We start from the raw sequence: 21,584 nt of genomic DNA, 5'->3' as shown, positions 1-21,584 counted from the left end.
CGACGATTACTCTTCTTCGCCCGCGACTTCGGCGCCGACCGGCACATCGGTCGGCATCGCGTTCACGCCCAGCGATTCGCGGATGCGGTTTTCGATCTCGCGCGCGATCTCCGGATTCTCACGCAGGAATTCCCGCGCGTTGTCCTTGCCCTGACCGATCCGTTCGCCGTTGTAGCTGTACCAGGCGCCGGCCTTGTCGACGATCTTGGCCTGCACGCCGAGGTCGATAACTTCGCCCTGACGCGAGATACCTTCGCCGTAGAGGATGTCGAAAATCGCTTCGCGGAACGGCGGCGCGACCTTGTTCTTGACCACCTTTACGCGGGTCTCGTTGCCAATCACTTCGTCGTTCTTCTTGATCGAACCGATACGGCGGATGTCCAGACGCACCGATGCGTAGAACTTCAGCGCGTTACCGCCCGTCGTGGTTTCCGGGTTGCCGAACATCACGCCGATCTTCATCCGGATCTGGTTGATGAAGATGACGAGGCAGTTCGTACGCTTGATCGTACCGGTGAGCTTGCGCAGTGCCTGCGACATCAGCCGTGCTTGCAGGCCCGGCAGCGAGTCGCCCATTTCGCCTTCGATTTCGGCCTTCGGCACGAGCGCCGCGACCGAGTCGATCACGATCATGTCGATCGAACCCGAACGCACGAGTGCGTCTGCGATTTCGAGCGCCTGTTCGCCAGTGTCCGGCTGTGAAACGAGCAGGTCCGATACATTCACGCCGAGCTTGCCGGCGTACTGGATATCCAGCGCGTGTTCCGCGTCGATGAACGCCGCCGTACCGCCGAGCTTCTGCATTTCCGCGACGACCTGCAGCGTCAGCGTGGTCTTGCCCGACGATTCCGGACCGTAGATTTCGACCACCCGGCCGCGCGGCAAACCGCCGACGCCCAGCGCGATGTCGAGACCCAGCGAACCCGTGGACACCACCTGGATGTCCTCGACCGCTTCCCCTGCGCCGAGACGCATGACCGCCCCCTTGCCGAACTGCTTTTCGATCTGCGCGAGAGCGGCGGCAAGCGCCTTGCTCTTCTCAGCAGTCAGTCCAGCCGCGCCTTTCTTGCTTTCTTCCATGAATCGTCCTTTGCTATGATGAACGGCGTCTGAGGCGGTAGAGCAGCCGGTTTCATCAAGCTGCACACCAAACGCAGGTACTGTATAAAAAAACAGTAGTTTTGGCAAGCCCGGAATGCGGGTTTCGCCATCTCTACCCACAAATTTTCTGGAGACCGCTGCGCGCCGGGCGACCCCGCGGTGCCGGCAATGTCACGCTGGGCGCCCCATGCGAATTCTGATTGCCGAAGACGACAGCATACTCGCGGACGGTCTCGTCCGATCACTCCGCCAATCGGCCTATGCCGTCGATCACGTCAAGAACGGCGTCGATGCCGACACCGCGCTGTCGATGCAAAGTTTCGACCTGCTGATCCTCGATCTCGGCCTGCCGCGCATGGCCGGACTCGAGGTACTGCGCCGCCTGCGCGCGCGCAATTCGAACCTGCCGGTGCTGATCCTCACCGCCGCCGACAGCATCGAGGAACGCGTAAAAGGCCTCGACCTCGGCGCCGACGACTACATGGCCAAACCGTTCGTGCTCGACGAACTCGAAGCGCGCGTGCGCGCACTCACGCGACGCGGCGCGGGCGGTGGTCCGACCATGGTGCGGCATGGCGCGCTGTCGTTCGATCAGGTCGGTCGCGTCGCGTGCATCAATGAGCAGGTGATCGATCTGTCGGCGCGCGAACTCGGACTACTCGAAGTGCTGCTGCAGCGGATCGGCCGGCTCGTCTCGAAAGAACAGCTCGTCGATCATCTGTGCGAGTGGGGCGAAGAGGTCAGCAACAACGCGATCGAAGTCTACGTGCATCGGCTGCGCAAGAAACTCGAGCCGGGCGGCGTGCGCATCGCGACGGTTCGCGGGCTGGGTTACTGCCTCGAGAAAGCGGCACCTGCCGCCGATGTGACGCGACCACCAGCACCGGCTTCGGGCGGCATGCCCGCGAGCCACCACTACAAATAGACGGCACGTCCGCGATGCGCGCCCGCGCAGAACCGGCCTCCGCGCCGGCCGATTTCGACACGGCGCGCGACGCCAGCTACGAGAATCCGTTCGCACCGCCCGACGAAACCGAAGCCGCCGCCGACGCGCGTCCGCGCTCGCTGTTCGGCGAGATTCTCGACTGGATGCTGGCGCCGCTGCTGCTGCTGTGGCCGATGAGTATCGCGGTTACGTATCTGGTCGCGAAGTCGATTGCCAACGGACCGTTCGATCGCGCGCTCGAAACCGATGCCTATGTGTTGGCCCGACAGATCCATCCGGTGAACGGCGTCGCCGAACTGTCGCTGGCCAGTTCGACGCTCGACTTCCTGCGCGCGGACAACGTCGATACCGTATTCTTCCAGGTACTCGGCACGCGCGGCGAACTCGTCGGCGGCGATCGCGACATGCCGTTGCCGCATGAAGAGGACCGGCCGCAGCCGGGCATCGTCGAGTTTCGCGACGACATGCTGCGCGGCAACGACATCCGCGTCGCGTACACGACCGTCGAGTTTCCGCAGACGCCCGGCGCGCAGGCCGTGCTCGTGCAGGTCGGCGAGACGCTCGACAAGCGCAGCCAGCTCGCGAACGACATCATCAAAGGCGTGATCCTGCCGCAGTTCGTGATCCTGCCGCTCGCGATCCTGCTGGTGTGGTTCGGACTGTCGCGCGGACTCGCGCCGCTGCATGCGCTGCAGTCGCACATCCGCGCGCGCCGCCCCGACGATCTGTCGCCGCTCGAAGCACGTCGCGCGCCACCGGAGATCGAGCCGCTCGTCACGTCGTTCAACGATCTGCTGACGCGTCTCGAGCAGAACATGCAACTGCAGAAGCGCTTCATCGCCGATGCCGCGCATCAGATGAAAACGCCGCTCGCCGGATTGCGCACCCAGGCCGAACTGGCGCTGCGCCAGGACGCGCCCGCCGAAGTGCATCGCTCGCTCGAACAGATCGCGACGAGTTCCGAACACGCGGCGCGGCTCGTCACGCAGCTGCTCGCGCTCGCGCGTGCGGAAAACCGCATGTCGGGGCAGATTTTCGCGCGGGTCGCGGTGAACGACGTCGCGCGGCACGCGGTGCGCGACTGGGTGCAGCCCGCGCTCGCGAAGCAGATGGACCTCGGCTACGAAGGCCCGGACGAATCAAACGAAGCGATCGACGTCGAAGGCAATCTCGTGATGCTGCGCGAGATGCTGTCCAACCTGATCGACAACGCGATCCGCTACACGCCGGCCGGCGGCCGCATCACCGTGCGCGTGCGGCCTGAACCCGCGGCAAGCCTCGTGCATGTGGAAGTCGAGGACACCGGTATCGGCATTCCTTCAGCCGAACGCGAGCGCGTGGTCGAACGGTTCTACCGGATTCTCGGACGCGACGGCGACGGCAGCGGACTCGGCCTCGCGATCGTCCGCGAGATCGCTACGATGCATGGCGGCACCCTCGCGATCGAGGATCACGTGTACCAGACGTCGCCGCACCTCGCCGGCACGCTGGTGCGTGTCAGCTTGCGCACGCTCGAACCGGCACGGGACTTACCCTGATACGCGACGTCCACGCCCCACGCCCGAAACATGCTGCTCGGGTACTTCGCGGCAATACCGGCCGCTTCGCCGGGCTATCGCGAGAGATAGCGGAATTTAGCGAAGCCGGCCCGTCCGAACACCCGCTGAAAATTTCGCGATAACGCGTCAGTAGGCCGTAAGTTTCCACTCCAATAATCCGTGCACGGGACGCGCTGACCGGGCGCGCCCGCATGCATATCAAAATGGAGACGACACATGGCTACCGTTGGCGGGCAAATCGCACACGCGCCGATGACGCACGATGAGAAGCGGGTGATCTTCGCATCGTCGCTAGGCACTGTATTCGAGTGGTACGACTTTTATCTGGCCGGATCGCTTGCGTCCTATATCAGCAAGAGCTTCTTCTCCGGGGTCAATCCCACCGCCGCGTTCATCTTCACGCTGCTCGGCTTCGCAGCCGGCTTCGCCGTGCGGCCGTTCGGCGCGATCGTATTCGGCCGGCTCGGCGACATGGTCGGGCGCAAGTACACGTTCCTCGTGACGATCGTCATCATGGGCCTGTCGACCTTCGTGGTCGGCTTCCTGCCCGGCTACGCGACAATCGGGATCGCGTCGCCGGTGATCTTCATCGCGATGCGACTGCTGCAGGGTCTCGCGCTCGGCGGCGAATACGGCGGCGCCGCGACCTACGTCGCCGAACACGCGCCCGCGAACCGTCGCGGCTTCTACACGTCATGGATCCAGACGACAGCGACGCTCGGTCTGTTCCTGTCGCTGCTCGTGATCGTCGGCGTACGCAGCTCGCTCGGCGAAGATACGTTCGGCGCATGGGGCTGGCGTATCCCGTTCATCGCGTCGATCCTGCTGCTGGCTGTTTCCGTGTGGATCCGGATGCAACTGAACGAATCGCCGGCGTTCGCGCGGATCAAGGCCGAAGGCAAGACGTCGAAGGCACCGCTGACCGAAGCGTTCGGTCAATGGAAGAACCTGAAGATCGTGATCCTCGCGCTGGTCGGGTTGACCGCGGGCCAGGCTGTCGTCTGGTACACGGGTCAGTTCTACGCGCTGTTCTTCCTGACGCAGACGCTCAAGGTAGACGGGACCAGCGCGAACATCCTGATTGCGCTGGGTCTGCTGATCGGCACGCCGTTCTTCGTGTTCTTCGGCTCGCTGTCGGACCGGATCGGCCGCAAGCCGATCATCATGGCCGGCTGCCTGATCGCGGCGCTCACGTACTTCCCGCTGTTCAAGGCGTTGACGCACTACGCGAACCCGGCTCTCGAGGCCGCGACGCAGAAGTCGCCGATCGTCGTGATCGCGGATCCGTCGGAGTGCTCGTTCCAGTTCAACCCGGTCGGTACCGCCAAGTTCACGTCGTCGTGCGACATCGCAAAGGGGGCGCTGTCGAAGGCCGGCCTGAACTATGAAAACGTCGCGGCGCCGGCAGGCACACCCGCGCAGATCAAGGTGGGCGATACGGTCGTCAATACATACGACGGCAAGGCCGCCGATGCGAAGGACCAGCTCAAGGCATTCGACAAGACGCTCGGCACGACACTGAAAGCGGCCGGCTATCCAGCGAAGGCCGACCCCGCGCAGTTGAACTGGCCGATGACCGTGGTAATCCTGACGATCCTCGTGATTTTCGTGACGATGGTGTATGGACCGATAGCGGCGATGCTGGTGGAAATGTTCCCGACGCGGATCCGCTATACGTCGATGTCGCTGCCCTATCACATCGGTAACGGATGGTTCGGCGGCTTCCTGCCCGCGACCGCGTTCGCGATCGTCGCGGCGAAGGGCAACATCTACTCGGGGCTGTGGTATCCGATCGTGATCGCGCTGGCGACTTTCGTGATCGGCATGTTGTTCGTGAAGGAGACCAAAGACTCCAACATCTACGCCAGCGACTGACGTCGCGGCCGCAGACGATACCTGGAGTCCGCAGCAAATGTGACGCCCGGGGGTTGACAGCCCCCGGCGTCATCTTCATAATTTGCCCTCTTTGGCGAATTAGCTCAGCCGGTTAGAGCGACGGAATCATAATCCGCAGGTCCGGGGTTCGAATCCCTGATTCGCCACCATATTCAACGCGAAGGCCCGCACTCTCACGAGTGCGGGCTTTTTCGTTTTGGCGCGCGGTGAGCCACTTGGTGAGCCATCCGCCCGATGCACAAGTTGCCCCACCTGTTCCAATCGCGCCACGGCGTGTTCTACCTCCGGCTCGCTCGCGGCGGCCAGGAGGTCAAGCGCTCGCTGCGCACGAAAGACTTCCGGCAAGCTAGACTGTTGGCGCTCGCGTTCAATCTCGAACTCGCTATGAAAACGCCGGACAACAAGCCGAAGGCCGCAGACTTCAACCTCGACGCCGAATCGCTCAAACGGCTCGATGTCGTGTTCCCGGATGGCACACAGGTTCGCGACATTAACAGCGACGACGACGTGCGCCGCGCCAAAGATCTGTTCGGCGAGCGATTCGCCGCCGCGACTCCCGCTCTCGATCTGCCCGCCTTCTCGCCGACCGTCGCGGCTACAATCGCCGCTCAGAAAGCCAAGCGGGAGACGAAGCGCAAGGCCAAGCCGTTCGCGGACGTCGCGAAGCTCTACAAGAAAGAGAAGACGCTGGACAACACAACGCGCACGATCACGGCCAAAGAGAGGGCCTTCGCGGACTTCGAGAAGCAAATCGGCTCGCGGCCGATCGACGCCTATTCGATCGAGGACGCGGTCTCCTACAAGAACAAGCTCATCGACGCGGGCGGCAGCGCCAGCCGCATCAACGCGAAACTCTCGTTCCTGCGCGACCTGTTCGCCTACGCCTTGGCGAATGGCTTGCGGACAGAGGCGAATCCCTTCGAGAGCGTCAAAGTCTCGTCGAAATCGAAGCTTGAACAACAGAAGCGCTCCTACAAACCGTTCTCGGCGGACGACTTGGACGCCATATTCGACCCGGCGGCCTACACGCGGATGGATAAACCCGCGTATCGCTGGCTGCCGTTTTTGGCACTGTATTCTGGCGCGCGGCTCGAAGAACTCGCGAGCCTTCGGCTTGACCAAGTCCAGCGCGAGGGCGAGGTCTGGTTCTTCGACGTTGAGAAGGCGAAGAACGCGAACTCTCAGCGCCGGATTCCCCTTCACCGGATCGTCGTCGAATCTGGCTTTCTAGCCTACGTCGAAGACTTGCGCGAGCGCGGCGCGACCCAGCTCTTTCCCGAGCTCAAACCAGGGGCAAACGGATACGGGAAAAACGTCACTCGCAGGTTCGCCGACTATCTTGATGAACGAAAAATAACTGATGATCGCAAGGTCTTTCACTCGTTTCGGCATACGTTCATAAGCAGGATGACCGAGCTCAATGTCCACCCGGCAATGTTGATGGCGCTCGTGGGACACTATGACCAAGCTAAGGTCGATTTCAGTTCACCCCATTTCGCGAACTACCAGCACGCGAAGCCTTTGGCCGAACTAAAATCGACACTCGATCGCTTCGACGTTAAGCTAGCCCTTCCGTTCTGACGCTTCGGCCAACCCTGCCAAATATAGCGCCGCGTCCCTGAAAAACGACCCAGGAAAATGCTTAGCCGTCTTGTCCGTGTATTGCTCGCCCTGACGGCGATCGCGCCTTTGTCGATCTCGCTTGCTTTTCAATTTGCGCGATCTAAAAATTATCTCTGGGCCGGGGGCGCGTTCGCCCTATGCCTGTGTCTTGGGTTGTTGGCTCGATTGATCATCAGCCTCGCGTCTTCCCGTTTGGAGCCTCTGTCGGCCAAAATTTTAAAAGCGAAGAGCGCAGACAAGGAGGTCATCGGATTTTTTGTCGCCTACGCCCTTCCGATGATTTTCCGCGGTCAGCCAGCTTCGCCAGATTTGACCGCGTGGCTCTTCGCGGCCGGCATGCTGTTGTTCGTGCTGTGGGGCACGCAAAGCACGCAGGTGAACCCGGTTTTAGGCGTGCTCGGCTTTCACTTTTATGAGGTGGAGACCGACGGAGGCATCACTTATCTTATGATCACGAGGCGTCGCATCAACAACGTTTTGACCATTAAGAAAATCGTCCAACTCAGTGAGTTTGGCATCTTGGAAGCGGGCGATTCAGCACAAGGAAAAGAAAAATGAACCTGTTCGCGCTGTCCCGAGGGGAAGAGCAGCCTCCGATCCTGCGCATACCGCTCACCGCGGAGCTAAGGCGAGAAGTCGCCAGGACATTCGTTGATCAGTTGGCGGCTTTCGAGAGAGGCGTCGAGCACGTCTTGGCATTTGACGGGCGATACATGCCGGAAGAGGATGAAGCGATCGCCATCGACCAGTTCCAAGATGTCGACGGCATCATCGACGCGATCGAGCGGCCGATGCGAGTCGAGTTGTTCGATTCGCGCCAGCATTCACTTGAAAACGTCAAGGCGCTGTTTTTGGGCCATCGCCGCAATGGGCACCAGGCGGCGTTGATCCAGAGCTTCGAGCGACGTCGCCTGATCTCAAAGAAGACGCTTTCGATGCTATTCTCCGGCGACACTTTCCAGCGCATTCAAGAAGACGGCTTGACGCTCGACAGCCATCTGCTGGCCGTGCTCGAAAACGGCACGATCACGTTCAAGAGCTTCCATTTTCTGCGTCGCGTGTTCGACCTGAGCGAACACTACCGCGAGGCCACCAACGAAGAAGTGGAAGCGTTCGTCGCGCACGACAATATTGTGGTGGAGGACGCTGACGCCTTCGTCGCGACGGCCGGCCCACTCATCCGAAAGAAAATATCTTTCATTTCACAATCAGGCATTCTCGACTCCCACACGGGCCGCCAAATCGCCAGCGCCGCGCGACAGTTCAATCTGCAAGTCCGAATCGACGGAGACGACCGGATCGTTTTGCCGACCGACAAAGCGGAACTCCGAAAGCTGCTGAAATTTCTCGACGAAGACTATTACGAGTCGGCGCTGTCCAAAAGCCACTTCGTGTCAAACTCAAAGCGGCCAGCCGACTGACATCGTTCGCCGGTCGCGGCAGCGAAAACCTATGCGATCGCCTCACAACCATGTCGATGGCAAATCCCCGTGCGAGGACAGGCCTCCGCTCACGTCCTCCAACGCCCTGCCAAATCCGCTCTGACGCGGCTCGCGCCCCCGCGTCGCCCTTCCGGGTCAAGGGCGAGCGCGAGCGCTCGGCGCAGCGCACCCTTGACGCGCCGGGCTGCGGACAATGGCAAAAGGTTGTGGGCGACGCTCTTTCGCCCACAACCTTGGAAAACCGCTTTGACGCTGAGAGCCGCCTCCATCAAGTCAAAGCTTCCCGCGTTGCCAGCTTTTGACCGGCGCATGCGGCAGCGACTCTGACAAAACCCGGCGCTCCAACTCTGCGCGCAGCCTGTCGACTTGCTCGCGCAGCTCTTCGCGCTCCCGAGCGACCGTCGCGAACTCTGAAAGCATCCGCAGCGCGGATCGTCGCGCCTCTGGCGACAGGCCGGCGATCAGGCTGGCAATTTCCGCGCTATCTTCTCCGACTTTTCCTCTGTATTCGCCAAACAACGCGCTTATCGGGCACGCGAACAATTCTGCGAATTGAGCGATGCGGAATAGCGTCGGCGTTATGGCCCCAGTTTCTAGCCTGGACACCGTCTCCTTTTCCAACCCCAACGCATCCCCGACCCGCGCCTGCGTGAAGCCGGCGGCTTTGCGCTGCGCGGCTATCGCGCTCCCCACCCTTTTGGCGAGCTCTTCGCCAACGCTCTCGCTCCTCATACACCCTCCGCGCGGCAAAAAAACGACGTTTCACGTCATTCTCTCAACGCACGACGTTCATAAATTGACGTGTTACGTTACGATGTGAACGCCTTAGATCATTTTTTAGTCGGTTGGCCGTTTTGCTCGGCCTTTGTTCAACGATTAGAGAGACAACATGAAGAAAACAATTGTTGCGGCCTTGGCTGCGGGGGTTCTTGCTGGCTGCGGGGGCGGGGGCGGCAGTTCGGGCGGTGGCGCAGCTTCGACGGGCACGGGCTCCGGCGGCAGCACGGCGGCGGCGACGATTTCGCTGATCGCGGCTCCGGGCGCGAGCGCGGGCTCCTTCACGGCGACGGGCGACGTCGCTGACGACACGCTGGGGTATATCAACCACCAGCGCGCGCAGATCGGCCTGCCGGCCCTGTCGTTCAATTCGAGCGTGGCGCAAGCGGCGACGAATCACTCGCTTTGGGAGCAAGACAACAACACGATCGGACACGTCGAAACCGCGGGCCAGCCAGGCTACACGGCGGCGACCCCGTCGGATCGCGTGAACATGTTTTACAAGAGCGCGTCGGTCGGCGAAATCACCGCGGGCTTCTCGGGCCCGTTCGCGAGCTCGACCGAAGCGATCCAAGCGCTGTTCGACGCTCCGTTCCACCGCGCGATCGCCTTGTTCGACTCCGTCTACGCCGGTCCGGGCGTCGCGGCGACCACGGACCCGTCGAAGCTCTCGACGCTGACGGTCGATTTCGCCGACAACAAGCCGTTCATCCAGGACAGCCAGCTCATCGCATGGCCCTACAACGGCATGACGGGCGTCAACACGGGCTGGGTCGCGAACGAAAGCCCGAATCCGGTCGCGGCGCAGCCGAGCCTCGAAGGCACGGTGGTCGGCTACCCGGTGACGCTCTCGGGCGGCGGCAACGCGGCGTTCTCGAACGTCTCGTTCACGATCGCCGACGCGTCGGGCGCCAACGCGCCCTGCATCGAGACGGACAGCTCGAACAACGCTGAGGCGACGCGCCTGGCGATGTGCGTGCCGACCGCGAAGCTGAAGACCAACACAACCTACACGGTCAAGGTCTCGGGCTCGCTGTCGAACACGACGCTCGCCGCCACGCCGTTCGCCCTGAGCTGGACGTTCACGACGGCGGCGACGGACAACACGCCGATCGGCGCGCCGACATCGACATCCGCAAACAAGCAAACCGCGAGCGGCGCTCGCGCGTTCGAGCAAATCACGCCACGCCGCGTCATCCTCAATTGAGAGCTTCTATGAGTCAGCGAATCCAACGAAACAAGATTGCCCTCGTCCTCGCGCTCGCCGTGTCGACGCTTTTGTCCGCCTGCGGCGGCTCGCCGAGCGAAGGCGACGTTCGCGCCGCCTTGGAGAAACAAGTCGACGTCGGGCGACAGCAAGCGGAGCAATTCGCCGGCAAGAACTCGTTCGTCGACCAACAGGTTGCTGAGCAGAAAAAGGCCGTCTCCGAAGTGAAGTTGATTGGCTGCAAGTCCGATGGCGAGAAAGCTTACGTGTGCGACATCCAGGGGAAAGCGGGCGCCGCGCGCATTCGCATGCTCAAAGGCGCGGACGGCTGGCTCGCCGCCGACGCGGACAAAGGCTAAGGCGCCAAGCCGCCACCCGTTGACCAATCCGTCAGGGCGCGCGGCTGTCGCCGCGCCAACCTTCGCGGCCGACCAATATCCACACGAAGACAACCATGGATCTTTCATCACTCGTCGCTGCCTCCGCCGCGATAGCTACGTCCGCCGCCAGCTTGCCCCCGCCCGTCGCGCAGCCCGCCCTGCCGGCGCAAGCTGATGCACCCGTCTACATCGTCGGCGAGCAATGGACCTTCCGCTACACCAACGATCTTGAACCGACCAAAAACTCAACATTCGCGCAAACCGTCTCGCGCGTGGAGGGCGGACGCACAGAGGTCAATGGCGGATTGATCGTTCTCGACTCGGGCGGCAACAACGTCAAAACAGCCACCGGCACATTCGAACCGAGCGACGGGAAACTTCAATTTCCGATGTCGGTCGGCAAGACCTGGTCGTCTTCGGGCGTCTATCGATCCGGAGCTTGGGCGTCTGACGTCGAGCGCAAAGCGAAAGTCGTCGGCGTCGAGCAAGTGAACACCCCGGCAGGAGTTTTTGCGGCGTTCAGAATCGAGATGACGGCCAGTTGGTCGGGCACAGAGGGCAATCGCGGCGAGGGAACCTCTCGCGAGACAGATTGGTATGCGCCATCGGTTGGGCGAGTTATCAAGATGGACTACTTCGACCGACCCTCGCACGGCGCGCCGACGCCCACTCACGTCGAATTGCTCAAATTCTCCAAGCCTCAATAGATTCCTTCAAAGTCAGCCCCTTTCGCTGGCGCGTCTGCAAATCGCGCGCGCCAGCGCTTTTTCAGTGGAGCGTGTATGCAAAAGTCAAAACTCGTCAGCGAGCAAATTCAAGAGAAGCGCGGCCTGGTTTTCGCAAAGTTCTTCGGAGTGCTAGGTTTTTCAATGTTCATGTTGATTCCGTTGATCAATGCAATCGTCGGCATGTTCATAGTGATTTTCTTCGCGATGAAGATCATCGCCGCCAGTGCGCAGCGGGCAGCGGATTTGTCGTGGCTGCTCGTCGGAGCGGCTGTGTGCATGTTCGGCTTTTTCCTTCCCGCGCTTTGCGACGGCCCGACGTCAGCGGGCATGAAAACTGGCTTCTTCTTAGAGTTCGTGCTGAACATCTGCGTCGCGGTCTTCATCGTTGGCGGCAAGCTCTCGCACTTGCTCAAACCCGCCGGCCAAGCCTGAGCCGGCGCGTCAACCATCAGCCTCGGACGGGCGCAACGCCCGGTTTGGCCGCGAAAGCGGCTTTTTTTAGATCAAAGCCTGCGCGGGGGCCGGCGCGGCAACACCCTTCCTCCGGCGCTCTCCGCGATCTCGCGCGCTTCGCGCTCGGCGATCGCCCTGCGCAGCGCCCGGCGTATGCGCTCGCCGTCTTCGTCGTCGCGATCCGCCGCCGCGTCGAACGCGGCCTTGCCTTCCAAGTCGGTCGCCTTGACGTCCGACAAGGGCAACAGCATTTCCACGCACTCCGCTGTTCCCGACGCCGACGCGTGCATCAGCGGCGTCCATCCGATCTCGTCGGCGTTGTCGGCCCTCGCGCCTTGATCGATCAAGGCTCGCGCAGCCTCCGCGTCTCCCCTCCCCGCGGCTCGACGAAGCTCGTCGTCAAGCCGGTTCATGCGTTCGATCTGTTCAATCGCCGATTTTTTCTTCTTCATGCTTTGATCCTCAATGGACGCCCTTCGCCTCGCGTCAGCGATTCGAAGGGCTGTCGGCCATGCGATGGCGGCTCCCTCCGGGGAGGGCGTTTTTTCGTGGCGAGCGGAGATGGCCTTTCGCGTCGCGGCCCCTGCGCTTAGGCGCGCTTCGCTCCTATCGGGGTATCCGAAAACAAACGGCTGCTACGCGGGATGACGCCCGAAGGGCCTTGCGCCGCGAGTGGATGAACGCCTCCTGCAACACGGGCGGCAACCAGCGCAGCTGCTCCCTCCACCATGTCTCCCGCATCTCATTGATGTAGGCCGCCGCGCTTGGGTCCTCTTGGTCGTTCGCTTCCCGCAACGTCGATTGGAGATGCGCGTCCTCGTGGTCTATCGTCCAGTCCGCTGGCTCATGGCTGGGGCGAACGATTGGCAACGCGCAAATCGGCCAAACGATCTCATGCGTCTCGCCGCCCACGAACACGATCATCCGCACGCCCTTCTTGTCAGCGGTCAGGCCAAGGCGGGAGGCCAGCTCGGACGGTTTGTAGAGGGCGATCTCTTCGCGGCTGTATGACAGGGTCGACGAGCCGGGTTTGGCGCTCTGCGTCTCGGACACGTTGGGCCTCTCGACCTCGCGCGAGCCGAAGACTTTGCACAGCCGCTCGGCCGTCTCGCCAGGCATGACTTGCCCGACGATCAGCGTTCCGCACATGGACAGTAACGCCTGGACGAAGCTCTCGCCATAAACCTCGACAAGCTGCGCGAAGTCCTGGCAGACGACCACGCATCGAACGCCTCTCGATCGCCCCACTTCAAACAGCGAGCGCACCGGCAGCTTTCCTGCTTGCGGGAATTCATCGGCCACAAACCAAATCTTGCGAGACAGGTTGTCGTCGAACTCCACGCTGTTGACGAGCGTCGCGAAGACCGCCGCCATGCCTTCGACGTAGCATCTCGTCAGCTCGCCATATCCAGAGTGACCTTGCAGGATCAATTGACGGGGCTCCGTCGCGCCTCGCGCCCATGCGATGACGCTGACGCGCCGCTCCGGCGGCGTGTCTCCCCAAGCCTCCGCGAGATCGTGGATCGGCGAACAGAAAGCCGACAGGTTGATGAGCACGCCCTTTGTCGTGACCGATGCTTCCTCGACAGCGCGAATCGCTTCGCGGTGGCATGTCGACATGATCGAGAGCAGCGCCGGCTGCGGAAGAGACACGAGATCGGACAGTTCTCTCCAACCCCACCCCGCCCCGCGCGTCTTTCTGAGATGGACAAGCAGCCCGACCAGGAGCTGGCGCGCAGCGTTTGACCACATCGGGTCGTGGCTGTCTTTGATCGTCGAGCTTGCGAAGCGCCTCATGTCCTGCACGTTGCGCAGGTCTTTCGCTAGGTCCCACGCGTGGCTTCTGCTGTCCCATGGCGCGACGATGGCGGCCCTTTCGAAAGCGGCCGTGAACTCGCCTTTGGGATCGAACAGAAACAGTTGCTCGTCCGCTTTGACGATGTCGCGGACCAAGGGCCGCAGCGCCGTCGACTTGCCGGAGCCAACGCCGCCGACCATGAGCGTGTGCCTCGTCCACATGCTCGACGGCCAAGGCACATTCGGCGCCAGATTGTGCTCCGGCTGCCGCGCGGCGACCCGGCGAGAAAGCGCGCGCAAACGCCGAGTCGCCTCTTTCCCTTCATGCCGCCGCGCGCCGCGCACGAAAAGGAACTGATCGCGAGCCTTCAAATAGGGCTTCGCGAACAAGCCGAAGGGCGCGAGCGCCGCAAGCGCGGAGAGGCCAAGGCGCAGCTCGATTCCGGCACGCGCCGGAGCGTCCAGGCCGTCCCACCAGCGAACGTAACGCGCCGACGGACCTTCATAAGCTGACGGCAGCAAATGATGCGCCGCGAGCTTCACCCAATAGCCCGCGTGCTCGCCAAGCGTTCCCGCAGGAGCCGAAAGAAACGGAAGCGGTCGCCAAAGCGCCCACAAGGCTGCGGCACCCGCCGCAGCCCCAATGGTTGCGCTCGCAACGAGCCAACCGGGCACGTCTTTGCGGGGAAATGAAGCTGGAAACGCTGAACTGGATCTTTGTCGCATGGCGGTCGCCTCCGGTGTCTGCACACCAGGCAAGGGCGACCACGTCAGCCCTTCTGTTCGCCGAGCCGACAAACGGTTATACCGACCACTCGTCTATTCATCTGACGAAAAGAGAACAATTCTCTCGCCAGCCTCGCCCTTCCGAAATATCCGCGTCCCTCCGCGAAGGCGGATGGGAGAAGCGGCCTTTAACCATGGAAGTGAGGAATCGCAAATGCATGCAACGTGGGATGACATCATCAGCGCATACAAAATACTGATCGAAGACGACTTCGAGTCGATTCAGGACTACGCCGCGAGGCACATTCGCGGCACTTCGTTCGCAGAACCCGATGACCTCATCCAAGAGACCATGACGCGTGTTTTGGCCGGCTCTCGGAAGTGGCCATTGAGAGCGCCTTTCGGCGTGTTCCTCCGCCTCGCCATGCGCTCGATCGCCCAAGCGCAGTGGGCGCAACGCGACAAGCGCCTCATCGTCCCGATGCCAGAGGATTTCGACATTGAGAAGCGACTGGCTGACGCCGAAACCGGATCGCCTGTCGAGATCCGGCTGCTCGCGTTGGAGCGCTTGCAGCAGGCGCATGAGGCGGTGGCGCTTGCGCGCGAGGCGCTGGGAGAGGATTTCGCCGCCCAGGGCGTCATCGACGGAATCGTGTGGGATGCGCTTCCGAGAGAAACGCGGGCGACGCTCGGAATCAGCGAACGCGACTTTGACGCCGCGCGTCAACGAGCGGGACGCAGGCTTCGCGACGCCGTCGAGATCATCAAGCAGCGCGAGGAGCAACGCGCCGCCCCAACGGGCAAACCGTGTCAAACCCTGCCCAGCGCTTCGCGATCGAGAGGCAAGTTGAAGAGATAGCCCGGCCTCGCGCAGATATCCTCAAATCAAGCGCGCATGCTCACGCATGCGCGCTTTTTCAATTCTGTGGCCGCTCCAAGGTCTCTTGCCGCATCTTCGCCAAGGTTTCCGCGACCAAGCGTTTTCGAAGTCTTCGCATGTTGGTTCGACCCGATGCCCCGACGTCGAGCGAATCGCGATAGCTGTCTCCGGCCTGCTCGCCCTCGTCATCAGTCGATGACGGGGCCGGCGCTCGCGCGCCAGCGTTCAGGGCAAGAATCCAATCGATCAACTGGTCGGTTCTCACCAGTGGCGCGGAGCAAACCACAACGTGGGGCAGCGTGAAGCGTCCAGCCCTCATCGAAGCGCGGAGTGTGGCCGGGGCGATCCCCAAAATTCGCGACAGCGTTTTGACGCGCACGAACATCGACTCGACTCCGTAAGCCTCGCGCAAATGCTCCTGGACACGAACGCGTTCGCTTGCCTCGCTTTCGCTCTCGCCCGGCGGCCTGGGCAAATCATCCACCGCAATATTGGCTTCGCTCATTTCGTCCTCTCAATCGACGCGAAATGCGTCGTCAATAGTGAGGGCGAACGCCACGAAAATTTGTTTGCGATTTGGCGCGAGATTCAGTTCGAAGCATCCTCGCCAAACCGTGTCGCTTCGCGTCTTTCATGCCGTTCGTCTGCTTTTTTAATCCGTGCAACGTTGCATTTCGCTCATTCCTTCAATTTTCCCAATGCTCGATTGTTGACTGGTTGCAAGACAAACGGCCCGACAACTTTCAGTTGCGGGCCGAATTCGTCGTGTTTGCGTCCCTAGTGCTCGTATAAGGAACGAGATAAGCGCCCTCTGTGTTCTTTTCTTAGTCCCTGCTCTCTTCCCCTCTCGCCTGCCTCGGCCCCTTGCGGGGCAAGGCTGTTTACGAGATGACGCCCGCCATCGGCGCGCGACATTGCACAACGCCCGCGTTTTAGCCTGTGCAACTGCGCGCCGTTCGGCGTCCGAAATCTCGTGGCCGCCGCCCTACCAATATGCGCGGGAGCGCAAACGCAAACAGGGAGAGAGCAGATGGCAAGCATCATCAAGAAGCCGTTGAAAGACGGTGGATGTTCATGGCAGGTGTTCGTGACGATGACGGGGTTCCCCCGGATCACCGCCACGTTCCCGACCAAGGAAGAAGCCGAAAAATTCGGCCAAGCGCAAGAAGCGGACTTCAAGAGTCAGCGGAAGCTTGACAGCCCGAGCCGTCCGATCAAGGCGTCGCCACCCAAAGGCAATCTCTTGAAAGACCGGATCGCCGACCTCATCGGCTCCTTCGTCGTGTCCGGCGGCGCATCTGCGCGAGAGCGACGCAATCACAAAGTCGTGATGCGGCTCGTCGGAAACAGCCGCGTCTGCGACATCGACGAGTATTGGATCGAGGACTACATTGCGAACGCCCGGGCCACCAAAAGCAACCGCGACGAGCCTTACGCCTATGACACGATTCGCAAACAGATCTTTCTGATCAAGAAGTCGATCCGCGTTCGGGCGCGCGATCTGCGGGTTCCTCGTCCTCCGTTCCCCTTCCGCAATTCGATGTTTCCGAAGGGATGGGACGCTCCGCGCAAGCGGCGTTTGAAACCGAAAGAGCAACGCGCGCTGTTTGGCGCATTTCGGAAATTCGACGGCGCTCGCCGCGACCACTGGTGGCTGATGGCCCGCTTGGCTCTGCTCACGGGCGCGAGGCTGCAAGAGGTTGCGCTCGCCGAGTGGGCCGACTTCGAGCTTGAAGAGTGCCAGTGGACAGTGCCCGCCCATCGATGCAAGACCAGGCAAGATCGCGTCATTCCGCTTGGCAGTCGCGCCCGTCTCATCATGCGCCTCCTGCACAACAGAAGAGACCCTGACAGCGCGCGCGTGTTCCACACCATGGGCACGCCTAGCGCCTGCTCGCAGCAATTCCGCAAGATCGCGCGAGCGTCCGGCGTCGTTGGCTTCCGGTTCCATGATTTCCGGCACGAAGCAGTGAGCCGGATGTATCTGCAAGGGAAGCTCACTGAGCACGAAATCATGGTGATCGTCGGCCACAGTTCGATCGAACAAACGCGCGCTTACGTGGAGCTGCACACCAAAGAAGTCGCGTCGCGCATGCGCTGATTCCGCGCATTGCTGGACGGCGGCCCCTGTGATCCGGGGCCGCCATTTCTCGCTCGCCGCCCATGCTTTCGATCGTCAAAATCAACTCAGCGAAGAACCAAGCGGCTCAGGGCAGCGAGGGATACCTCGCTTATTTGGGCGCGCCGTCGACTCGGCAGCGAGGCGACTTCGACGACTACGCGCGTGGAAACGATCGCTCTGGGCTCGGCCCCGCTCCCTTCTGGGCATGCGCCGGGCCATCCTTGCTCGGCCTCGACCAAAGCCACCCAGCAAACACAGAGCATGTCGAACGGCTCGCGCGCGGCTTTCATCCGCTCACCGGCCAAGCGCTCGTCGAGGGCGCGGGGGAATCGCATGTCATGGGCGTGGACATGACATTTTCCGCGCCGAAAGACGTCTCCGCGATCTTCGCGGCGGCCGACCGGGCGACTCAGGCGCAGATTCTCGATTGCTTGCATGACGCCGTCCGCGCCGCGCTCGCGCACGCCGAAGCGCACGCGGTCACTCGGCACGGCCACGGAGGACGCACGAAAAAGAAGGCCGAGGCCGCCGTCGCCGCCTGCTACACGCATTTCGCGAGCCGCGCGCTCGATCCCCAGCTCCACGTTCACGCATTCATGTTCAACGTGGGCGAGCGAGCAGGCGCGGACGAGTGGAGCGCGCTCGAACACAAGGCGCAGTTTGACCGCAAAATGGCGACCGGCGCGCTGTTCCGCGTCGAACTGGCCGCGCGCCTGCGCGCGATGGGGTTCGCGATCGAGCCGACCGGCCCTTACTTCCAAATCGTCGGAGTCAGCGACGAGCAGCGCGAAGCGCTTTCGACACGCAGCCGCGAGATCGCCGAACAGGTCTCGGAGATGGGCGACGTCGGCGAGCATGGAGAGGCCGCGAAAGACGTCGCCGCGATCAACACGCGCTCGGCCAAGTCTGAGCCGCCGTTGCCTGAATTGCTGGACCGATTCGCTCGCCAAACGGCGGCACTCGGACTTACGCCCGAAGCGGTGTCGCGCATGCGCGATCCGACGCTCGCCACTCAGGCCAACGCCTCGATGAATCAGCCGGCCGCTTCCGAGCTGGCGGAGCAGATGATCGTCATTGCGGCCCGCTCACCCGAATTCGCGCTCGACCACGCCGCGCTGCTTGCCAAGCTGACCGAGCACCAGTCGTGCGCCACGCCGCAAGACGCGTTGGCTCTCATTTGCGAAGCGGCGATGGGCCAATGGGACGCCGCGCGCTGCCTCGACGAACTCGACCGCTTCATGGCGTCAGAGCATCCTTTGGCCCTGGGCGAGACAGAAACATTGGCGCCGGTTTTCACTTCGCGCGCGACGTTTGGCATGGAGGAGAGAACCACGCGAACGGTTCAAGACGGCAAGACGGATCTCCGGCATCGACTCTCCGCCTCGACCGTCAACAAGCGGTTCGACGCGTTGGAGGCGGACCTTGGCGCCAAGCTCGGCGCGGCGGTTTCTCTCGACGAACAGCGGGCCGCCGCGCTTCACATCGCGAGCGAAACGGGCAACCATGCGTTTGTCGAGGGCTGGGCAGGCACCGGCAAAACAACCTTGCTGCGCGCGCTCGCGGATGCCTACAAAGAATCGGGCTTCTCCGTTTTGGGCTGCGCTCAGTCCGCGTCGGCAACGCAAACCCTCTCTCGCGAGACGAGCGTCCCGTCGCGCACGATCGCCAGCTTGCTGCTCGCGATCCAGTCTGGGCGCCAGACGTTGAACAATCGCACCGTGTTGGTGTTGGATGAGGCGGGCATGGTCGGCTCTCGCGAATTCGCGCTCGTTCAGCAAGCCGTCGTCGACGCGGGCGCGAAGCTGATCGCGGTCGGCGACTCCAAACAGTTGCAGCCAATAGAAGCCGGCGGCATTTTCCGAGCGCTGGTCCGCGAGCACGGAGCCGCCGAAATCTCGACGATCCGCCGTCAACGCACTGACTTTGGGCCGCTGCTCGACTGGCTGGCCGATCGCGCGCGCGATGGCGCGGCCGACCTGGCGAGCGCCGCCGTCGAGCTTGAACGGCTCGATGCGCTGCGCTCGCTGCCTGAGGACGCAAAGATGCGCGCGGCTGAGGCGCACTGCTCGGCCGACCCGACGTTGCGCCGAGGCTTTCTCGCATGGCGATCGCGCTACGACCATGAATGGATGCGGGACGCCGTCGAGTCGTTCGCCATCGGCGCGGCGCTGCCCGCGCTCCGACTGCTCGACGCCCACCAACGGCTCCGGCTCAGCGACGGCCCCCTCGCGACCGTCGAAACGCTGCTCGACGGGTGGGCGGCAGACAAAACACCGTTGACGGAGAAGATCATGATCGCGGCGACGCGCGCGGAAGTCGCGGACCTCAACGCCCGCGCGCGAACGCGCCTTGTCGAGCACGGGGTCGTGCTCGACTCCAAGGGCGTGGAGCTGGAAATCACGCATCGAGACGAATCGAAGGAGCCAAAACGCTTTGCTCCTGGCGACCGCGTCGTGTTCACCAAGAATGACCGGACGCTCGGCGTCGCGAACGGCTCGACGGGCACAATTCAAAAAATCCAACGCGCCGCGAGCGGTCCAGCTCTGATCGTTGAACTGGACACACCGAACGAGCGCGGCGAGACGACCGCGCGCGTGCCCGCCTCCTTCGGCCGCTTTGACCACGCATATTGCCTGACGAACCACAAAAGCCAAGGCCGCACACTGAGCAGCGCGTATGTGTTGGTGAATCCAGCGACGGCCGATCGCGAATGGATTTACGTCGCGTCGAGCCGGTCTCGCTTCGCGACGACGCTGCACGTCGATCGCGGCGCGATCCTCTCCGCCGATCCCGAGTCGCATTTGCAGCCGAACGCCACGCAGCTCGATCGCGCGGCTGCGATCGAATGCTTGGCGCGCTCGATGAGCCGCAGTCGCGCGAAGGGAACGACGCTCGACTACGCCGTTGCGCCGGGCGAAGACGGACGCGCCGACATAGCTGCTCAGCAAGAACGGGAAGCGTCGACGCTTGACCAGCAGCAGCACACCACAGCGACGAACGCGGTCGCGCCGACAGCGCGGCCAAGGCGCCCGCGCACGACGCAATCACTGGACCGCCAACCGGAGGCGCGGAGATGACAAACGACCGACCCGCTTCTCGATGGGGCCAAACGCAATTGAGCCTGTGGCTCTCGCGACGTCGCCTCGACAAACTGCGAAGAATCGCGGCGACGCTGCCGCCCGGAGCGACGCCGCTCGACGCGATCGATCGGGCTCTCGATCTTGCGACAGCCCCGATCTTTGCTCCGCGCCCTGGCGCCTTGGCTGACGAAACCGAGCCGGCCCAAGTCGCCGAACAGATCGCCCCGATGGAGGCGAGGCTCGCCGCGATCGCGGCCAGGTCCGAGCGAGTTCTCTCCGCGAAGCTCGACCGTCTCGCGGTGGCCGTCGACCACGTTCTCGAACTGGCGCTCGCGTCGAGTTCGTCAACGCTCGCGGCGGGCTCGTTGGATTTCGAAGGACAAACCGACGAAAGCGCGAACGGCGACACAAGCGAAGACATCGGCCAATGGCTGCGGGTTCGGCTCGCGGTGGCCGGAGCAACGGCGAAAGAAGTGACCGTTGTTCGAGCAACCGTCCGCTCGGCTTCGCGCTATTCCGGGCCGTCGTCGGCAACGCGGTTCGACGCGATCTTGTCGGAGGTCGATGGCCGCGCGATCCGTGACGCACTGCCGCCTGGCCCGATCTTCGTCTCAGACGTTGAAGCGAACCGCGCGCTCTCTCGGCTCGATCGCGGCCAAGCGGTTTGCTTTTTGTGCCGCCCTTCAAGCGACGGCCGTTGGGCCGTTGACGCTCATATCGCCGACCAGGCCGGCGCGACCGGCGACGCAATTGCGTCGTTCCGCGCTTGATGGTCGGCCGACATGGTCAGCCGTTTCTAGGGCGAACGCGCCCGGTGGGTTTTCACCGTGAAAACGGTGCGTCGGGTGTATAAACGAAAAAAGAGAT

General features: G+C 62.6%; 19 protein-coding genes and 1 tRNA gene. 15 read left to right on the top strand and 5 right to left on the bottom strand.

Annotated features, from left to right (window positions below; genetic code table 11):
- Nucleotides 1-6: 6 nt before the first annotated feature.
- Entirely contained in the window at nt 7-1,080 is a 1,074-nt protein-coding gene (recA, locus tag E1748_RS12375; RefSeq protein ID WP_133647533.1) for a recombinase RecA, read from the bottom strand.
- A 208-nt stretch (nt 1,081-1,288) separates the two neighbouring features.
- On the opposite strand from recA, the gene E1748_RS12370 reads away from it, so the two are divergent.
- The 7 genes from E1748_RS12370 to E1748_RS12340 all read left to right on the top strand — a co-directional run bounded on the left by E1748_RS12370 (nt 1,289) and on the right by E1748_RS12340 (nt 8,546).
- Nucleotides 1,289-2,026 carry a response regulator transcription factor gene (locus E1748_RS12370; RefSeq protein ID WP_133647532.1) on the top strand — a complete coding sequence of 246 codons (738 nt, stop codon included), beginning with the start codon at nt 1,289-1,291 and terminating at the stop codon, nt 2,024-2,026.
- Nucleotides 2,027-2,040: 14 nt separating this feature from the next.
- Nucleotides 2,041-3,585 (top strand): sensor histidine kinase, encoded by a 1,545-nt coding sequence (locus E1748_RS12365; RefSeq protein WP_133647531.1) that lies wholly within the window; start codon nt 2,041-2,043, stop codon nt 3,583-3,585.
- A 237-nt stretch (nt 3,586-3,822) separates the two neighbouring features.
- A complete protein-coding gene (locus E1748_RS12360) occupies nt 3,823-5,481 on the top strand; it encodes an MFS transporter (protein ID WP_133647530.1) in 1,659 nt (552 codons plus the stop codon).
- Nucleotides 5,482-5,574: 93 nt separating this feature from the next.
- Nucleotides 5,575-5,651: transfer RNA gene (locus E1748_RS12355), tRNA-Met, on the top strand.
- Between the two features lie 85 nt (nt 5,652-5,736).
- Nucleotides 5,737-7,083, top strand: coding sequence for a tyrosine-type recombinase/integrase (locus tag E1748_RS12350; RefSeq protein ID WP_133647529.1), 1,347 nt, complete (start codon nt 5,737-5,739; stop codon nt 7,081-7,083).
- Between the two features lie 57 nt (nt 7,084-7,140).
- Nucleotides 7,141-7,683 (top strand): hypothetical protein, encoded by a 543-nt coding sequence (locus E1748_RS12345; RefSeq protein ID WP_126877593.1) that lies wholly within the window; start codon nt 7,141-7,143, stop codon nt 7,681-7,683.
- Complete coding sequence (locus E1748_RS12340) at nt 7,680-8,546, top strand: Kiwa anti-phage protein KwaB-like domain-containing protein (RefSeq protein WP_133647528.1); 867 nt, start codon at nt 7,680-7,682, stop codon at nt 8,544-8,546. Before E1748_RS12345 ends, E1748_RS12340 begins: the two co-directional genes overlap by 4 nt.
- 294 nt (nt 8,547-8,840) lie before the next feature.
- Here E1748_RS12340 and E1748_RS12335 read toward each other — a convergent pair whose 3' ends face one another.
- A complete protein-coding gene (locus E1748_RS12335) occupies nt 8,841-9,299 on the bottom strand; it encodes a helix-turn-helix domain-containing protein (protein WP_133647527.1) in 459 nt (152 codons plus the stop codon).
- Nucleotides 9,300-9,456: 157 nt separating this feature from the next.
- Here E1748_RS12335 and E1748_RS12330 point away from each other — a divergent pair, with 157 nt between their 5' ends.
- From E1748_RS12330 to E1748_RS12315, 4 genes are all read left to right on the top strand, one after another.
- Entirely contained in the window at nt 9,457-10,551 is a 1,095-nt protein-coding gene (locus E1748_RS12330; protein ID WP_133647526.1) for a CAP domain-containing protein, read from the top strand.
- A gap of 8 nt (nt 10,552-10,559) precedes the next feature.
- Nucleotides 10,560-10,910 (top strand): hypothetical protein, encoded by a 351-nt coding sequence (locus E1748_RS12325; RefSeq protein ID WP_133647525.1) that lies wholly within the window; start codon nt 10,560-10,562, stop codon nt 10,908-10,910.
- Nucleotides 10,911-11,005: 95 nt separating this feature from the next.
- Nucleotides 11,006-11,638, top strand: a complete 633-nt coding sequence (locus E1748_RS12320) for a TapB family protein (RefSeq protein ID WP_133647524.1) — start codon at nt 11,006-11,008, stop codon at nt 11,636-11,638.
- A gap of 75 nt (nt 11,639-11,713) precedes the next feature.
- Entirely contained in the window at nt 11,714-12,091 is a 378-nt protein-coding gene (locus E1748_RS12315; protein ID WP_133647523.1) for a hypothetical protein, read from the top strand.
- A 71-nt stretch (nt 12,092-12,162) separates the two neighbouring features.
- Here the strand turns inward: E1748_RS12315 and E1748_RS12310 are convergent, their stop codons facing one another.
- Together E1748_RS12310 and E1748_RS12305 are read right to left on the bottom strand one after the other, a co-directional pair.
- Nucleotides 12,163-12,564: an ankyrin repeat domain-containing protein gene (locus tag E1748_RS12310; RefSeq protein ID WP_133647522.1), complete on the bottom strand. Its 402-nt coding sequence runs from the start codon at nt 12,562-12,564 to the stop codon at nt 12,163-12,165.
- A 154-nt stretch (nt 12,565-12,718) separates the two neighbouring features.
- Nucleotides 12,719-14,452: a type IV secretion system DNA-binding domain-containing protein gene (locus tag E1748_RS12305; protein WP_133647521.1), complete on the bottom strand. Its 1,734-nt coding sequence runs from the start codon at nt 14,450-14,452 to the stop codon at nt 12,719-12,721.
- A 397-nt stretch (nt 14,453-14,849) separates the two neighbouring features.
- Here E1748_RS12305 and E1748_RS12300 point away from each other — a divergent pair, with 397 nt between their 5' ends.
- Nucleotides 14,850-15,494, top strand: a complete 645-nt coding sequence (locus E1748_RS12300; protein ID WP_133647520.1) for an RNA polymerase sigma factor — start codon at nt 14,850-14,852, stop codon at nt 15,492-15,494.
- Between the two features lie 58 nt (nt 15,495-15,552).
- On the opposite strand, the gene E1748_RS12295 is transcribed toward E1748_RS12300, so the two are convergent.
- The gene (locus E1748_RS12295; protein WP_133647519.1) at nt 15,553-16,020 is read right to left on the bottom strand and encodes a hypothetical protein; all 468 of its coding nucleotides are present in this window, start codon (nt 16,018-16,020) and stop codon (nt 15,553-15,555) included.
- 525 nt (nt 16,021-16,545) lie between these two features.
- Between E1748_RS12295 and E1748_RS12290 the strand changes: the two genes are divergently transcribed.
- From E1748_RS12290 to E1748_RS12280, 3 genes are all read left to right on the top strand, one after another.
- Complete coding sequence (locus tag E1748_RS12290) at nt 16,546-17,616, top strand: site-specific integrase (RefSeq protein ID WP_133647518.1); 1,071 nt, start codon at nt 16,546-16,548, stop codon at nt 17,614-17,616.
- A 62-nt stretch (nt 17,617-17,678) separates the two neighbouring features.
- Complete coding sequence (gene mobF, locus E1748_RS12285; RefSeq protein ID WP_133647517.1) at nt 17,679-20,714, top strand: MobF family relaxase; 3,036 nt, start codon at nt 17,679-17,681, stop codon at nt 20,712-20,714.
- Nucleotides 20,711-21,487 (top strand): hypothetical protein, encoded by a 777-nt coding sequence (locus tag E1748_RS12280; RefSeq protein ID WP_133647516.1) that lies wholly within the window; start codon nt 20,711-20,713, stop codon nt 21,485-21,487. Before mobF ends, E1748_RS12280 begins: the two co-directional genes overlap by 4 nt.
- Nucleotides 21,488-21,584 lie beyond the last annotated feature (97 nt).

The sequence above is a fragment of the Paraburkholderia flava genome, from assembly GCF_004359985.1.
Taxonomy (GTDB): domain Bacteria; phylum Pseudomonadota; class Gammaproteobacteria; order Burkholderiales; family Burkholderiaceae; genus Paraburkholderia; species Paraburkholderia flava.
The sequence above is the reverse complement of the archived record's forward strand: the minus strand, read 5'-3'. Positions and strand labels throughout refer to the sequence as shown.

What these genes read in the sequence shown, in the direction of transcription:
- E1748_RS12325 (WP_133647525.1), top strand. Translation starts at nt 10,560, where the DNA reads ATGAGTCAGCGAATCCAACGAAACAAGATTGCCCTCGTCCTCGCGCTC.
- E1748_RS12340 (WP_133647528.1), top strand. Translation starts at nt 7,680, where the DNA reads ATGAACCTGTTCGCGCTGTCCCGAGGGGAAGAGCAGCCTCCGATCCTG.
- E1748_RS12335 (WP_133647527.1), bottom strand. Translation starts at nt 9,299, where the DNA reads ATGAGGAGCGAGAGCGTTGGCGAAGAGCTCGCCAAAAGGGTGGGGAGC.
- E1748_RS12370 (WP_133647532.1), top strand. Translation starts at nt 1,289, where the DNA reads ATGCGAATTCTGATTGCCGAAGACGACAGCATACTCGCGGACGGTCTC.
- E1748_RS12290 (WP_133647518.1), top strand. Translation starts at nt 16,546, where the DNA reads ATGGCAAGCATCATCAAGAAGCCGTTGAAAGACGGTGGATGTTCATGG.
- E1748_RS12315 (WP_133647523.1), top strand. Translation starts at nt 11,714, where the DNA reads ATGCAAAAGTCAAAACTCGTCAGCGAGCAAATTCAAGAGAAGCGCGGC.
- E1748_RS12360 (WP_133647530.1), top strand. Translation starts at nt 3,823, where the DNA reads ATGGCTACCGTTGGCGGGCAAATCGCACACGCGCCGATGACGCACGAT.
- E1748_RS12300 (WP_133647520.1), top strand. Translation starts at nt 14,850, where the DNA reads ATGCATGCAACGTGGGATGACATCATCAGCGCATACAAAATACTGATC.
- mobF (WP_133647517.1), top strand. Translation starts at nt 17,679, where the DNA reads ATGCTTTCGATCGTCAAAATCAACTCAGCGAAGAACCAAGCGGCTCAG.
- E1748_RS12295 (WP_133647519.1), bottom strand. Translation starts at nt 16,020, where the DNA reads ATGAGCGAAGCCAATATTGCGGTGGATGATTTGCCCAGGCCGCCGGGC.
- E1748_RS12350 (WP_133647529.1), top strand. Translation starts at nt 5,737, where the DNA reads ATGCACAAGTTGCCCCACCTGTTCCAATCGCGCCACGGCGTGTTCTAC.
- E1748_RS12320 (WP_133647524.1), top strand. Translation starts at nt 11,006, where the DNA reads ATGGATCTTTCATCACTCGTCGCTGCCTCCGCCGCGATAGCTACGTCC.
- recA (WP_133647533.1), bottom strand. Translation starts at nt 1,080, where the DNA reads ATGGAAGAAAGCAAGAAAGGCGCGGCTGGACTGACTGCTGAGAAGAGC.
- E1748_RS12345 (WP_126877593.1), top strand. Translation starts at nt 7,141, where the DNA reads ATGCTTAGCCGTCTTGTCCGTGTATTGCTCGCCCTGACGGCGATCGCG.
- E1748_RS12330 (WP_133647526.1), top strand. Translation starts at nt 9,457, where the DNA reads ATGAAGAAAACAATTGTTGCGGCCTTGGCTGCGGGGGTTCTTGCTGGC.
- E1748_RS12310 (WP_133647522.1), bottom strand. Translation starts at nt 12,564, where the DNA reads ATGAAGAAGAAAAAATCGGCGATTGAACAGATCGAACGCATGAACCGG.
- E1748_RS12365 (WP_133647531.1), top strand. Translation starts at nt 2,041, where the DNA reads ATGCGCGCCCGCGCAGAACCGGCCTCCGCGCCGGCCGATTTCGACACG.
- E1748_RS12280 (WP_133647516.1), top strand. Translation starts at nt 20,711, where the DNA reads ATGACAAACGACCGACCCGCTTCTCGATGGGGCCAAACGCAATTGAGC.